General features: G+C 71.6%; 12 protein-coding genes. 6 read left to right on the plus strand and 6 right to left on the minus strand.

The genetic code is table 11. The features are described 5' to 3' along the window. Positions 1-9: 9 nt before the first annotated feature. From ACFYP3_RS20955 to ACFYP3_RS20980, 6 genes are all read left to right on the plus strand, one after another. Entirely contained in the window at positions 10-1,356 is a 1,347-nt protein-coding gene (locus ACFYP3_RS20955; protein ID WP_388834536.1) for an ABC transporter substrate-binding protein, read from the plus strand. Then, positions 1,353-2,240 (plus strand): ABC transporter permease, encoded by an 888-nt coding sequence (locus tag ACFYP3_RS20960; RefSeq protein ID WP_388834539.1) that lies wholly within the window; start codon positions 1,353-1,355, stop codon positions 2,238-2,240. The genes ACFYP3_RS20955 and ACFYP3_RS20960 overlap by 4 nt, the downstream gene beginning before the upstream one ends. After that, entirely contained in the window at positions 2,237-2,998 is a 762-nt protein-coding gene (locus ACFYP3_RS20965; protein ID WP_388834541.1) for an ABC transporter ATP-binding protein, read from the plus strand. Before ACFYP3_RS20960 ends, ACFYP3_RS20965 begins: the two co-directional genes overlap by 4 nt. Before the next feature lie 11 nt (positions 2,999-3,009). Beyond that, a complete protein-coding gene (locus tag ACFYP3_RS20970) occupies positions 3,010-5,751 on the plus strand; it encodes a fumarate reductase/succinate dehydrogenase flavoprotein subunit (protein WP_388834544.1) in 2,742 nt (913 codons plus the stop codon). 122 nt (positions 5,752-5,873) lie between these two features. Beyond that, on the plus strand, positions 5,874-6,488 hold the full coding sequence (locus ACFYP3_RS20975; protein ID WP_388834546.1) for a hypothetical protein: 615 nt from the start codon (positions 5,874-5,876) through the stop codon (positions 6,486-6,488). A 125-nt stretch (positions 6,489-6,613) separates the two neighbouring features. Next, complete coding sequence (locus tag ACFYP3_RS20980; protein ID WP_388834548.1) at positions 6,614-7,228, plus strand: Uma2 family endonuclease; 615 nt, start codon at positions 6,614-6,616, stop codon at positions 7,226-7,228. Positions 7,229-7,294: 66 nt separating this feature from the next. Here ACFYP3_RS20980 and nuoN read toward each other — a convergent pair whose 3' ends face one another. From nuoN to nuoI, 6 genes are read right to left on the minus strand one after another with little or no spacing between them, the layout of a single operon-like run. Continuing rightward, complete coding sequence (gene nuoN, locus ACFYP3_RS20985) at positions 7,295-8,941, minus strand: NADH-quinone oxidoreductase subunit NuoN (protein ID WP_388834802.1); 1,647 nt, start codon at positions 8,939-8,941, stop codon at positions 7,295-7,297. Between the two features lie 5 nt (positions 8,942-8,946). Continuing rightward, entirely contained in the window at positions 8,947-10,539 is a 1,593-nt protein-coding gene (locus ACFYP3_RS20990) for an NADH-quinone oxidoreductase subunit M (RefSeq protein ID WP_030710196.1), read from the minus strand. Between the two features lies 1 nt (position 10,540). Further along, the gene (nuoL, locus tag ACFYP3_RS20995) at positions 10,541-12,460 is read right to left on the minus strand and encodes an NADH-quinone oxidoreductase subunit L (RefSeq protein WP_388834551.1); all 1,920 of its coding nucleotides are present in this window, start codon (positions 12,458-12,460) and stop codon (positions 10,541-10,543) included. A gap of 9 nt (positions 12,461-12,469) precedes the next feature. Further along, the gene (gene nuoK / locus ACFYP3_RS21000; protein ID WP_030653455.1) at positions 12,470-12,769 is read right to left on the minus strand and encodes an NADH-quinone oxidoreductase subunit NuoK; all 300 of its coding nucleotides are present in this window, start codon (positions 12,767-12,769) and stop codon (positions 12,470-12,472) included. Continuing rightward, positions 12,766-13,572: an NADH-quinone oxidoreductase subunit J gene (locus tag ACFYP3_RS21005; protein ID WP_030710194.1), complete on the minus strand. Its 807-nt coding sequence runs from the start codon at positions 13,570-13,572 to the stop codon at positions 12,766-12,768. Before ACFYP3_RS21005 ends, nuoK begins: the two co-directional genes overlap by 4 nt. After that, entirely contained in the window at positions 13,569-14,177 is a 609-nt protein-coding gene (nuoI, locus tag ACFYP3_RS21010; RefSeq protein ID WP_388834554.1) for an NADH-quinone oxidoreductase subunit NuoI, read from the minus strand. The genes ACFYP3_RS21005 and nuoI overlap by 4 nt, the downstream gene beginning before the upstream one ends. Between the last annotated feature and the right edge of the window lie 2 nt (positions 14,178-14,179).

The raw sequence follows: 14,179 nt of genomic DNA on the forward strand, positions 1-14,179 counted from the left end.
CCCACCCCCATGCGTACGAAGGCCCTCGCGCCCGCGCTCGTCCTGCTGCTCGCCCCGCTCGCCACGGCCTGCGGCGGCGACGCCTCCGGGGCGTCCGGGCCCAGGACGGTCACCGTGACCGTCGGCTACCAGTCCAAGACCATCAACACCGTCACCGCCGGCACCCTGCTGCGCTCCCTCGGCTACTTCGAGCAGGAACTCGCCGCGCGCGGCAAGCAGGACGGCGTCACGTACAAGGTGGACTGGCAGGACTACGCCACCGGCGCCCCGATCACCGCCCAGATGACCGCCGGGAAGGTCGACATCGGCTCGATGGGCGATTTCCCGCTCCTCATCAACGCGGCGCGCGGCAAGGAACTGGGGCAGCCCACCCACCTCGTCTCCGTGACCGGCTACAACCTGCGCGGCGGCTTCAACACCGTGGTCACCGCCCCGGATTCGAAGCTGGGATCCCTCGCCGACCTGCGCGGCAAGAAGGTGTCGACCAGTGTGGGATCCGCCGCCGACGGAACCCTCGTACGGGCCCTGCAGCGCGCCGGGATCGACCCGGAGAGCGGCATCCAGAAGCTCAACCAGCAGCCCAGCGTGGGAGCTTCGGCCCTCCAGGCCGGCAGCGCGGACGCGCTGTCGCAGTTCGTGGCGTGGCCGGGCCAGCTGGCGTACGAGGGCAGGGCGAAGGCCCTGTACGACGGCGCCGAGCTGAACCTGCCGACCTTCCACGGGGTCACCGTGCGCGAGAAGTTCGTGAAGGAGCGGCCGGGCGTGCTGGACGACTTCCTGAAGGCGCAGCGCAAGGCCACCGACCAGCTGCGCGCGGAGCCGGTGGCGGCCGCCGAGTCGGTGGCGAAGGAGACGGGCCTGCCGGCGGAGGTCGTGTACCTCTACAACGGCGCGAACGGCATCGCCACCTTCGACCCGGCCCTGCGCCCGGAGCTGATCGACGCCCTCAAGCAGGACGTGCCGGTCCTCCAGGCGGGCAAGCTGGTGGGCGACGTGGACGTGGACGCCTTCGTGGACTCCGAGCCCCTGAAGCGGGCGAGCTCCGGCGCACCGGAGTACCCGAAGGCGGCGGCCCCCCGGTCCGAGCTGTGGCTGAAGGGCGAGAGCGGCACGCGGTCCTTCGACTCCCCGCGCGAGCTGCTGAAGGCGGCGCGCGGCGCGGACGTCCGCGCGGCGTACGTACCGGACGCGGTGACCGGCACCCTGTGGTTCGCGGACAAGGCGGTGTGGGTGGCCGAGGGGCCGGAGCTGCGCGCCTTCGTCACGCAGGCGGGCGCCACGGCGTACGTCGACCAGCACCGGGGATCGGGGGCGCGGATCCTGGGCTACGCCGAGGCCGCGGCCCTGGCGTCATGACGGGCGGCCGCTGGCCGCTGCGGGCGGCCTCGCTCGGGGCGGCCCTCCTGCTGTGGCAGGGGCTGACCTCGCTCGACATGAACCTGTGGCTGCGCTTCGAGCAGTTCCCGACGGTGGGCGAGATCGCCTCGACGTTCGCGGAGCGGGCCCGGACCCCGGACTACTGGCAGGACCTGGCCTCCAGCCTGCGCCGGATCGTGACGGGCTTCGTGCTCGCCGCCGTCCTGGGCGTGGTCGTGGGCACGGCCGTCGCCCGGTCCCGGATCGCGGCCGACGTACTGGGCCCGCTGCTGGAGGTGCTGCGTCCGGTCCCGGCCATCGCGCTGGTGCCGGTGGCGATCCTGATGTTCCCCTCCAACGAGCAGGGGATCGTCTTCATCACCTGCGCCGCCGCCTTCTTCCCGGTGCTGGTCTCGACGCGGCACGCGGTGCGGGCGCTGGCCCCGGTGTGGGAGGAGGCCGTCCTGACGATGGGCGGCGGGCGGGCGCGGGTGCTGTTCTCCGTGGTCCTGCCGGGGGCCCTGCCGGGCATCTTCGGGGGCCTGTCGGTCGGCATCGGCGTGTCGTGGATCTGCGTGATCTCGGCCGAGATGATCTCCGGCGAGTACGGGGTCGGCTACCGCACCTGGCAGGACTACACGGTGGTCGACTACCCGGGCGTCTTCGTCGGCATGGTCACCATCGGCGCGCTGGGCTGGCTGACGTCCACGGCGGTGGAGCGCGCGGGCCGCCGACTGACGTCCTGGCTCCCCCGGACCGCCGCGTCCTCGGCCGCCGCCACCCCGCCCCGGCCCCGCCCCTCGTTCCAGCCCGCCCGGCGCGTCAGCGCACCGGGCAGGGGAACGGCCCCGCAGCGCGCGACCACCGGAGGGACGCAGACGTGACCACCCTGACCACCCGGAAACCCGGCGCCACCCCGAAACCGGGCGCCACCCTCGCCCTGCGCGGCGTACGGCTCGGCCACCGCGGGCACGTGGTGCTCGACGCGGTCGACCTGACGGTCGAGGCGGGGGAGGTGCTGTCCGTCGTGGGGCCGTCCGGATGCGGGAAGTCCACGCTGCTGCGCACCCTGGCCGGCCTGCTGCCCCCGCTGGGCGGCACGGTCGAGCAGGACGCGCGGCCGCTGACCGGCCCGGGCGCCGACCGCGCCCTGGTCTTCCAGGACGACGCCCTGCTGCCCTGGCGCACGGTCCGCGCCAACGTCGAACTCCCCCTCGCCATCCGGCACTCCCGCGGGCTGCCGCGCGCCGAACGGCGGCGGATCGCCGAGGAGTGGCTGGAGCGCGTCGGGCTCGGCGGCCACGCCCACCGGCTCCCGCACCAGCTCTCCGGCGGGCAGCGCCAGCGCGTGCAACTGGCCCGCGCCCTCGCCGCGCGCCCGCGCGCCGTCCTGATGGACGAGCCCTTCGGGGCGCTCGACGCCCAGACCCGGGCCGAGATGCAGGACCTCCTCGTGGACGTCCTCGCCGGCACCGGAGCGAGCGTCGTCTTCGTCACCCACGACGTGGACGAGGCCCTGTTCCTCGGGGACCGCGTCGCCCTGCTCGGCACGAGTGAGGTGGTCCGCGTACCGCATCCCCGCGACCGTGGGCGCGCGCCGGCCCATGCCGCCCTGCGCCAGCAGATCATCGACTCTCTCTGAAAGGCAGCACCGTGGACATCCCCGCGATCGGCGACGCCGAGGAACTCTCCTGCGACGTCCTCGTCATCGGCGGAGGCACCGCCGGCACGATGGCGGCGCTGACCGCCGCCGAGCACGGGGCTCGCGTCCTGCTGCTGGAGAAGGCCCACGTACGCCACTCCGGCGCCCTCGCCATGGGCATGGACGGCGTCAACAACGCCGTCGTGCCCGGCCGCGCCGAGCCCGACGACTACGTCGCCGAGATCACCCGCGCCAACGACGGCATCGTGGACCAGTCCACGGTCCGCCAGACCGCCACCCGCGGCTTCGCGATGGTGCAGCGCCTGGAGTCGTACGGTGTGAAGTTCGAGAAGGACGAGCACGGCGAGTACGCGGTGCGCCAGGTCCACCGCTCGGGCTCGTACGTGCTGCCCATGCCCGAGGGCAAGGACGTCAAGAAGGTCCTCTACCGGCAGCTGCGGCGCCGCGAGATGCGGGAACGGATCCGGATCGAGAACCGGGTGATGCCGGTGCGCGTCCTCACCTCGCCCGAGGACGGCCGGGCGATCGGCGCGGCCGCCTTCAACACCCGCACGGGCGCCTTCGTGACCGTGCGCGCGGGCGCGGTGATCCTGGCGACCGGCCCCTGCGGGCGCCTGGGACTGCCCGCCTCCGGGTACCTGTACGGGACGTACGAGAACCCGACCAACGCCGGTGACGGCTACGCGATGGCCTACCACGCGGGAGCGGCCCTCACCGGGATCGAGTGCTTCCAGATCAACCCGCTGATCAAGGACTACAACGGGCCGGCGTGCGCGTACGTGGCGAACCCCTTCGGCGGCTACCAGGTCAACCGGCACGGCGAACGCTTCGTGGACTCCGACTACTGGTCGGGGCAGATGATGGCGGAGTTCGCGGCCGAACTCGCCTCGGACCGCGGCCCGGTGTACCTGAAGCTCAGCCACCTCCCGGAGGAGTCGGTGGCCTCGCTGGAGTCGATCCTGCACACCACCGAGCGTCCGACGCGCGGCACCTTCCACGCGGGCCGCGGCCACGACTACCGCACGCACGACATCGAGATGCACATCTCGGAGATCGGGCTGTGCGGGGGCCACTCGGCCTCGGGCGTCCGCGTCGACGACCACGCCCGCACCACGGTCCCGCGGCTGTACGCGGCCGGGGACCTGGCGTCGGTACCGCACAACTACATGATCGGGGCGTTCGTCTTCGGTGATCTGGCGGGCGCCGACGCCGCCCGGTACGCGGCGTACGAGGGCGAGTTGCCGACCGACCAGGTGGCGGCGGCCCACGAGCTGATCTACCGGCCGCTGCGCCGTCCGGACGGGCCGCCGCAGCCGCAGGTGGAGTACAAGCTGCGGCGGTTCGTGAACGACTACGTGGCCCCGCCGAAGACGGGCGCGAAGCTCTCCCTCGCCGTGGCCGCCTTCGACCGGATGTCCGGCGAGATCGCGGAGATGGGCGCGACCACCGCGCACGAGCTGATGCGGTGCGCGGAGGTGTCCTTCATCCGCGACTGCGCGGAGATGGCGGCCCGCTCCTCGCTGGCCCGTACGGAGTCCCGCTGGGGCCTCTACCACGAGCGGCTCGACCACCCGGAGCGCGACGACACCGGCTGGCTGCACCACCTGGACCTGCGCAAGTCGGCTTCGGGAGCGATGGAGTTCACGGCCCGGCCGGTGGAGCCGTACCTGGTGCCGGTGGAGGGCTTCGCCCCGGCCGGCGGTCCCGCGCGGCACCTGGGCGAGGTCGCCCTGGTGCCGGTGGCCACGGCGGGGCGGCCGGAAGCACCGCCGGCGCCCGGGCCGGGGCCCTCGGGCGAGGAGGCCGTACCGCCGGAGGGGGCCGCCGGACCGGAGGAGCTGCCCGCCGAGCGGACGGGGAGCGCCTCGCCCCGGATCCTGGAACTGCTCGCCCTGGCCGAGGAGTCACCCGGCCTGGACCTCCTCGGCCCGTATCTCGACGATCCCGATCCCGCGGTCCGGGCGGCGGCCGTCGCCGCGCTCGGCGAGACCGTCCCCGCGGGGGCCGGGCCCGCCCTGGCCGCACGGCTCGCGGACGCGGCTCCCGCCGTACGGGCGGCCGCCGCGGCCGCGCTGCGCGAGCTGGTCGAGGTGCTGCCGGGCGGGCCGGAGCTGGCGGCCGGGCTGCGCACCGCGCTGGCCGTGCCCGACGCGGCGGTGCGCTCGGCCGCGCTCGAAGCCCTGCGGGCCCTGCGGTTGGGCGACGCCGGGCTGTACGCGGCCTCGCTGGCCGATGCCGAGCCGGAGGTCCGCATCCACGCGGTGCGGGCCCTGGTCTCGGTGGACGCGGTCCCGGCGCTGGCCGCGGCCGCGGCGGATCCGGCCCGTGAGGTCCGGGTGGCGGTGGCCAAGGGGCTGGCCGCGGTGCACGCCCCGGCCCCGGCCCCGCTGGACCCGCTGCTGGGCGATCCGGATCCGCTGGTGCGGGGCGCCGCCCTGGCGGCGCTTGCCTCGACGGGCTGCCCCGCCGGGTACGCCGGGCGGGCGGTGGCGGCCCTGGCGGACGCCGCCTGGCAGGTCCGGGCCGGGGCGGCGGCCGCGCTGTCGGCTGCCGCGCCCGGACCGGCCGTACCGGCCCTGGCGGGGGCGCTGGCCGACGCCAACGCCGATGTGCGCAAGGCCGCGGTCCTCGCCCTGCGGTCCCATCGGGACACCCCGGCGGCTCGGGCGGCGCTCGCCACGGCGGTGACGGACCCGGACGCGGACGTCCGCGCGTACGCCGGCCGCGCCTGAGGGCGCGGCGGGCCCCGTTCGGAGGCGCGCCGCGTGCGGCGGGCCGGACGGGCCGGGATGGTGGACGGACGAACGGTAGCGGGAACCCGTACCCCGTACCCCCACCGCCAGGAGCCGCCGCCATGTCCGTACGCAGCCTGAAGACCGTCCTCACCTGTGCGGCCGCCCTGTCGCTCGGCCTCGTCGCCGTGGCTCCGGCCCACGGGGTCGAGGGGCCCGCCCCCGATCCGCGCAACGCCAAGGCCATGAAGGACATGGCGACGGCCATCGCGGTGACGGCCAGGTACGTGGACGAGCGGGAGGCCCTCAAGGACGGCTACGTCCCGAAGGGCGAGTCGTGCATGACCAACCCGTTCGGGGTGGGCTCGATGGGCTACCACTACGTCAAGCAGGCCAACTGGGGCTCGATGGACCCGGCCAGGCCGACCGCGCTCCTCTACAGCACCGAGAAGGACCACAACGGCCGCCGCAAGCTCCAGACCGTGGAGTGGATGTACACCGACCGGGACCAGGACCTGAAGACCGCCGACGACCGTCCGAGCATGTTCGGGCTGCCCTTCGACGGGCCGATGCCGGGCCACTGGGCGGGCATGCCCAAGCACTACGACCTGCACATGTGGGCGTACAAGGAGAACCCGGCCGGCCGCTTCCACAACTGGAACCCGGCCTTGACCTGCCCGAAGAAGGCGACCGCCGGCGCGAAGCCCGCCCCCGCGTCACACGGCCACGGCCACTAGGCCGCGCCTACCTGTTCGGTCAAGTGCCGCACACATATGACTCACTCATCAGGGCGGCTTCTCCCGGAATCCCGGGCGATACGCTGGTCGGACTCGCGAGACTCCGTGGCATGGGAGCACTACCGATGAGCGTCGATCCCGAGACCCCCGAGCAGGAGCCCGCCCCGCGCTGGCCCGTACCGCCCGCGGGCGGGTGGACGGCCGACGACCTTGACCGGCTTCCCAACCTGCCTCCGCACACGGAGCTGATCGACGGGAGCCTGATCTTCGTGAGTCCGCAAACCCGTTTCCACATGCGAGCCCTGCGATTCTTCGAATGGCAACTCGCATCGCTGGTTCCGGACGGACTCGAAGTGATGAGAGAGTTCACCATCGACATCGACCGGCTGAACCGGCCCGAGCCGGACGTGCTTGTCGTCGATGAGGAACTGGCCCGGGGCCCCGAGCAACAGACGCGGATCCCCGCCGCGTCCGTCCGGCTGGCCATCGAGGTCGTCTCTCCCGAATCGATCGGCCGGGACCGCGAGACCAAGCCGGCCAAGTACGCCCGGGCAGGAATCCCCCACTACTGGCGGGTCGAGAACAAGAACGACCGAGCAGTCGTCTATGTGTTCGAACTCGAACCGGCGACGCGTGTCTACGTCGCGACGGGCATCTTCCACGACCGGCTGAAAGTGTCGGTGCCCTTCCCCATCGACCTGGACCTCACCACGATCAAGCCGAAGGGGCTGCCGGAGTAGACCCGCACACGGCGAAGGGCCCGGCTCCCCCGTGGGAGCCGGGCCCTTCGCCGTCGTGCGAACCGGTCAGCGGACGAAGGTGCTCGCCTGCCCCGCCAGGTCCAGGAAGTACTGCGGGGCGAGGCCCAGGACCAGGGTGACCGCGACGCCCACCGCGATGGTGGTCATCGTCAGCGGCGAGGGCACCGCCACCGTCGGGCCGTCGGCCTTCGGCTCGCTGAAGAACATCAGGACGATCACCCGGATGTAGAAGAACGCGGCGATCGCGGACGACAGGACACCGACCACGACCAGCGCGCCCGCGCCGCCCTCCGCCGCCGCCCGGAACACGGCGAACTTGCCCGTGAAGCCCGACGTCAGCGGGATGCCGGCGAAGGCCAGCAGGAAGACCGCGAAGACGGCCGCCGTCAGTGGCGAACGCCGGCCCAGCCCCGCCCACTTGGACAGGTGCGTCGCCTCGCCCCCCGCGTCGCGCACCAGCGTGACCACCGCGAAGGCGCCGATCGTGACGAAGGAGTACGCGCCCAGGTAGAAGAGCACGGACTGGACGCCCTGCGCCGAGGTCGCGATCACACCGGCCAGGATGAAGCCCGCGTGCGCGATCGAGGAGTAGGCGAGGAGCCGCTTGACGTCGGTCTGGGTCACGGCGATGACCGCGCCCGCCAGCATGGTGACGATGGCGATGGCCCACATCACCGGCCGCCAGTCCCACCGCAGCCCCGGGAGCACCACGTACAGCAGCCGCAGCAGGGCGCCGAACGCGGCGACCTTCGTGGCGGCGGCCATGAACCCGGTGACCGGGGTCGGGGCTCCCTGGTAGACGTCGGGGGTCCACATGTGGAACGGGACCGCGCCGACCTTGAAGAGCAGGCCCATCAGGATCAGCGCGCCGCCGATCAGCAGCAGCGCGTCGTTGCCCATGGTGGAGGCCAGCGCCGGGTCGATCTTCGTGACCGTGCCGTCGACCACGTCGGCGATCACGGCGTACGAGACCGAGCCCGCGTACCCGTAGAGCAGCGCGATGCCGAAGAGCAGGAAGGCGGAGGAGAAGGCGCCCAGCAGGAAGTACTTGACCGCGGCCTCCTGCGACATCAGCCGCTGGCGGCGGGCGACGGCGCAGAGCAGGTACAGCGGGAGGGAGAAGACCTCCAGCGCGACGAACAGCGTCAGCAGGTCGTCGGCCGCCGGGAAGATCAGCATCCCGGCGATCGCGAACAGCGCCAGCGGGAAGACCTCGGTGGTGGCGAAGCCCGCCTTGACAGCGGCCTTCTCGCTGTCGCTGCCCGGTACGGACGCCGCCTGGGCGGCGAAGGAGTCCACCCGGTTGCCGTGCGCGGCCGGGTCGAGGCGCCGCTCGGCGAAGGTGAAGATCGCGACGATCGACGCCAGCAGGATGGTGCCCTGGAGGAACAGCGCCGGACCGTCGACGGCGATGGCGCCCATCGCGGCGATGTGGGCCTTGGTCGAGCCGTACCCGCCGGCCGCGAGGCCGACGACCGCCGCGAAGGCCGAGGCCAGCGCGGCGACGGCGAGGAACACCTGCACGTGGTAACGGGCCTTGCGGGGCACGAAGGCCTCCACGAGGATCCCGAGGACCGCCGCGCCCACCACGATCAGCGTGGGCGCGAGCTGCGCGTACTCGATGGTCGGTGCCGGGATCCGGTCGACCGGCGCCTCGGCCGCCACTGTCCACAGGCTGTGGGCGGAAGTCACTGTGCTCACTTCGCCGCCTCCCCGTTCTTGGCCTCGACAGCCACCTCGGGCTTCGGGTCCGTCTGCTTCACGTCCGACATGGTGTGCTCCACCGCCGGGTTGACGATGTCGGTGAGCACCTTCGGGTAGACGCCCAGCCCGATCAGCAGCGCGATCAGCGGGGCGACCACCAGCAGCTCCCGCAGGCGCAGGTCCGGCATCGTGCGGACCTCCTCCTTCACGGGGCCGGTCATCGTGCGCTGGTAGAGCACCAGCGTGTAGAGCGCGGCGAGCACGATGCCGACGGTGGCGATGATGCCGACGACCGGGTACCGGGCGAACGTGCCGACCAGGACCAGGAACTCGCTGACGAAGGGCGCGAGGCCCGGCAGCGAGAGGGTGGCGAGGCCGCCGATCAGGAAGGTGCCGGCGAGGACCGGGGCCACCTTCTGGACGCCGCCGTAGTCGGCGATGAGCCGCGAGCCGCGCCGCGAGATCAGGAAGCCGGCCACCAGCATCAGCGCCGCCGTCGACAGGCCGTGGTTGACCATGTAGAGCGTGGCGCCGGACTGGCCCTGGGAGGTCATCGCGAAGATACCCAGGATGATGAAGCCGAAGTGCGAGATCGAGGCGTAGGCGACCAGCCGCTTGATGTCCCGCTGGCCGACCGCGACCAGCGCCCCGTAGACGATGCTGATCAGGGCCAGGACCAGGATCACCGGCGTGGCCCACTTGCTGGCGTCCGGGAAGAGCCCGAGGCAGAAGCGGAGCATCGCGAAGGTGCCGACCTTGTCGACGACCGCGGTGATCAGGACGGCCACCGGGGCGGTGGACTCGCCCATCGCGTTCGGCAGCCAGGTGTGCAGCGGCCACAGCGGGGCCTTCACCGCGAAGGCGAAGAAGAAGCCGAGGAAGAGCAGCCGCTCGGTGTTGGTCGCCATGTCGAGCGTGCCCGCGGCGCGGGCGGCGGTGATCTCCTGGAGCGAGAAGTTCCCGGCGACCACGTACAGCCCGATGACGGCGGCCAGCATGATCAGGCCGCCGACCAGGTTGTAGAGGAGGAACTTGACCGCCGCGTACGAGCGCTGCGCGGCCGCGTTCTCGTCGGTGCCGGAGTGCGCCCGGTCCCCGAAGCCGCCGATGAGGAAGTACATCGGGATCAGCATGGCTTCGAAGAAGATGTAGAAGAGGAAGACGTCGGTGGCCTCGAAGGAGATGATCACCATCGCCTCGACCAGCAGGATCAGGGCGAAGAAGCCCTGGGTCGGCCGCCACCGGGAGCTCTTGGTCTCCAGCGGGTCGGCGTCGTGCCAGCCGGCCGCGATCACGAAGGGGATCAGGAGCGCGGTGAGCCCGATGAGGACCACCCCGATCCCGTCGACGCCCAGTTCGTAGCGGACGCCGAAGTCGGCGATCCAGGGGCGGGATTCGGTGAGCTGGTAGCGGTCGCCACCGGGGTCGAAGCGGACCGCGACGAGCACGGCCAGGGCCAGTGTCGCCAGCGAGAAGAACAGCGCGAGCCACTTGGCGGCGGTCCTGCGGGCGGCCGGGACGGCCGCCGTCAGGATCGCGCCGGCCGCGGGGACCGCGGCCGTCACCGTCAGAAGCGGGAAACTCATTTCACACCGCCCTCATCAGCAGGGTCGCGGCGATCAGGACCACCGTGCCCCCGAACATCGAGACCGCGTAGCTGCGGGCGTAGCCGTTCTGCAGCTTGCGGAGCCGGCCCGAGAGCCCGCCGACCGAGGCGGCCGTCCCGTTGACCACACCGTCGACCAGGCTGTGGTCGACGTACACGAGCGAGCGGGTCAGGTGCTCCCCGCCGCGCACCAGCACGACGTGGTTGAAGTCGTCCTGGTACAGGTCCCGGCGGGCCGCCCGGGTGAGGAGCGAGCCGCGCGGGGCGACGACCGGGACGGGCCGCCGGCCGTACATCGCCCAGGCGAGGGCGACGCCGACGACCAGGACGACCATGGTCGAAGCGGTCACCGTCAGGGCGCTGACCGGCGGGTTGCCGTGCTCGTAACCGGTGACGGGCTCCAGCCACTTGAGGAAGCGCTCGCCGATCTCGAAGAAGGCGCCGGCGAAGACCGAACCGAAGGCCAGGATGATCATCGGGATGGTCATGGACTTCGGGGACTCGTGCGGGTGCGGCTCGTGCCCGGCGCCCGCGGCGGAGCCGCTGTCGGACGCCGTGGGCTGCCAGCGCTTCTCGCCGAAGAAGGTGAGGAGCATGACCCGGGTCATGTAGAAGGCGGTGATGCCGGCGCCCAGCAGGGCCACCCCGCCGAGGATCCAGCCCTGGGTGCCGCCCTTCGCGAAGGCCGCCTCGATGATCATGTCCTTGGAGAAGAAGCCGGACAGACCGGGGAAGCCGATGATCGCCAGGTAGCCGAGTCCGAAGGTGACGAAGGTGACCGGCATGTACTTCCGCAGGCCGCCGTACTTGCGCATGTCCACCTCGTCGTTCATCCCGTGCATCACGGAACCCGCGCCGAGGAAGAGGCCTGCCTTGAAGAAGCCGTGCGTCACCAGGTGCATGATCGCGAAGACGTAGCCGATCGGGCCGAGGCCGGCGGCGAGGATCATGTAGCCGATCTGCGACATCGTCGAGCCCGCCAGGGCCTTCTTGATGTCGTCCTTCGCGCAACCGACGATCGCACCGAAGAGCAGCGTGACCGCGCCCACGATGGTGACCACCAGCTGCGCGTCCGGCGCCCCGTTGAAGATGGCGCCCGAGCGGACGATCAGGTACACGCCCGCGGTCACCATGGTGGCGGCGTGGATGAGGGCCGAGACCGGGGTCGGGCCCTCCATCGCGTCACCGAGCCAGGACTGCAGGGGGACCTGCGCGGACTTGCCGCAGGCGGCCAGCAGCAGCATCAGGCCGATCGCCGTCAGCGTGCCCTCGGAGGTCTCGCCCACCGACGCGAGCACCGGCCCGAAGGTGAAGGTGCCGAAGGTGGTGAACATCAGCATGATCGCGATCGACAGGCCCATGTCGCCGACGCGGTTGACGATGAAGGCCTTCTTCGCGGCGGTGGCCGCGCTGGGCTTGTGCTGCCAGAAGCCGATCAGGAGGTACGAGGCGAGGCCCACGCCCTCCCAGCCGAAGTACAGCAGCAGGTAGTTGTCGGCGAGGACCAGCAGCAGCATGGCCGCGACGAACAGGTTGAGGTAGCCGAAGAAGCGGCGGCGGCGCTCGTCGTGCTCCATGTACCCGATCGAGTACACGTGGATGAGCGTGCCCACCCCGGAGATCAGCAGGACGAACGTCATCGACAGCTGGTCCAGCTGGAAGGCCATGTCCGCCTGGAAGCCCTCGACGGGGATCCAGGTGTACAGCCGCTGGTACAGGGTCCGGTCGTCACCGCCGCGCGACAGCATGTCGGCGAAGAGGGCGACGCCGATCCCGAAGGAGACGGCCGCGAGCAGGGTGCCGATCCAGTGACCGACCTTGTCGAGGCGCCGGCCGCCGCAGAGCAGCACCACCGCTCCGAACAGGGGCGCTGCCACCAGCAGCGCAATCAGGTTCTCCACAGCGACCCCTTACAGCTTCATCAGGCTGGCGTCGTCGACCGAGGCCGAGTGGCGGGTACGGAACAGCGACACGATGATCGCGAGGCCGACCACGACCTCCGCGGCGGCGACGACCATCGTGAAGAACGCGATGATCTGGCCGTCGAGGTTGCCGTGCATCCGCGAGAAGGCGACGAAGGCGAGGTTGCAGGCGTTGAGCATCAGCTCGACGCACATGAACAGCACGATCGCGTTCTTGCGGATCAGCACGCCGGTCGCGCCGATGGTGAACAGCAGGGCCGCCAGGTACAGGTAGTTGACCGGATTCACTTGGATGCCTCCTCGCGGCCGAGGCGCTCCGCCGACGCCTGCTCCAGCGCCTTCAGGTCGTTCAGCGCCTCGCTCGACACGTCACGGATCTGACCGCGGGCGCGCAGCGTCTTGCTGACCGTCAGCTCGGACGGGGTGCCGTCCGGCAGCAGACCGGCCACGTCCACGGCGTTGTGCCGGGCGTAGACGCCGGGCGCGGGCAGCGGCGGGAGCTGCACGCCCTCGCGGACGCGCTTCTCGGCCAGCTCGCGCTGGGTGGCGGCCCGTTCGGTGCGCTCGCGGTGGGTGAGCACCATCGCGCCGACGGCCGCGGTGATCAGCAGGGCGCCGGTGATCTCGAAGGCGAAGACGTACTTGGTGAAGATCAGCTGCGCCAGGCCCTCGACGTGTCCGGCGGAGTTGATCCGGCCGAGCCCGTTGAAGTGGGTGAGCTTGGCGTTGCCGATGCCGGCGATCAGCAGGATGCCGAAGCCGAGCCCGCACAGGGCGGCCAGCCAGCGCTGCCCCTTGATGGTCTCCTTCAGGGAGTCGGCGGCGGTGACGCCGACGAGCATGACCACGAAGAGGAAGAGCATCATGATCGCGCCGGTGTAGACGATGACCTGGACGACGCCCAGGAAGTACGCCCCGTTCGCGAGGTAGAAGACCGCCAGGATGATCATCGTCCCGGCCAGGCTGAGGGCGCTGTGCACGGCCTTCTTCATGAGGATCGTGGCCAGGGCGCCGATGACGGCGACCGTGCCGAGGACCCAGAACTGCACGGCCTCGCCGGTGGAGGTGAGGCTTGCCGCGGTGGTGCTCACGCCTGCACCTCCTCGGACGCGGGCGCCGCCACCGACTCGTCGGGCTTCTCGCCCTTGGTGACCGCGACCTGCCGGACCGTGCCGGGGGCGGCCCCCGTCACCTGCCCGCGGTAGTAGTCGGTGTCCTCCGTGCCGGGGTACATCGCGTGCGGCGCCTCGACCATGCCCTCGGTGAGGCCGGCGAGCAGCTGCTCCTTGGTGTAGATGAGCGACTCACGGCTCGCGTCGGCCAGTTCGAACTCGTTCGTCATGGTCAGGGCCCGGGTCGGGCACGCCTCGACGCACAGCCCGCACAGGATGCAGCGGGCGTAGTTGATCTGGTAGACGGCGCCGTACCGCTCGCCCGGGGAGTAGCGCTCCTCCTCGGTGTTGTCCGCGCCCTCCACGTAGATCGCGTCGGCGGGACAGGCCCAGGCGCACAGCTCGCACCCGATGCACTTCTCCAGACCGTCGGGGTGCCGGTTGAGCTGATGCCGTCCGTGGAAGCGCGGGGCGGTCGTCTTCTGCTGCTCCGGGTACTGCTCGGTGAGGCGCTTCTTGAACATGGCCTTGAAGGTCACGCCGAAGCCCGCCACCGGGTTCTGCCACTTGTCGTCGTCGGACATCT

It is taken from the genome of Streptomyces sp. NPDC005533, assembly GCF_042871845.1.
Classification (GTDB): domain Bacteria; phylum Actinomycetota; class Actinomycetes; order Streptomycetales; family Streptomycetaceae; genus Streptomyces.

Excerpts from the sequence above, each read along its gene's own strand:
- ACFYP3_RS20980 (WP_388834548.1), top strand. The coding sequence starts at position 6,614 with ATGAGCGTCGATCCCGAGACCCCCGAGCAGGAGCCCGCCCCGCGCTGG.
- ACFYP3_RS20960 (WP_388834539.1), top strand. The coding sequence starts at position 1,353 with ATGACGGGCGGCCGCTGGCCGCTGCGGGCGGCCTCGCTCGGGGCGGCC.
- nuoI (WP_388834554.1), bottom strand. The coding sequence starts at position 14,177 with ATGTCCGACGACGACAAGTGGCAGAACCCGGTGGCGGGCTTCGGCGTG.
- ACFYP3_RS20955 (WP_388834536.1), top strand. The coding sequence starts at position 10 with ATGCGTACGAAGGCCCTCGCGCCCGCGCTCGTCCTGCTGCTCGCCCCG.
- ACFYP3_RS20990 (WP_030710196.1), bottom strand. The coding sequence starts at position 10,539 with ATGAGTTTCCCGCTTCTGACGGTGACGGCCGCGGTCCCCGCGGCCGGC.
- ACFYP3_RS20975 (WP_388834546.1), top strand. The coding sequence starts at position 5,874 with ATGTCCGTACGCAGCCTGAAGACCGTCCTCACCTGTGCGGCCGCCCTG.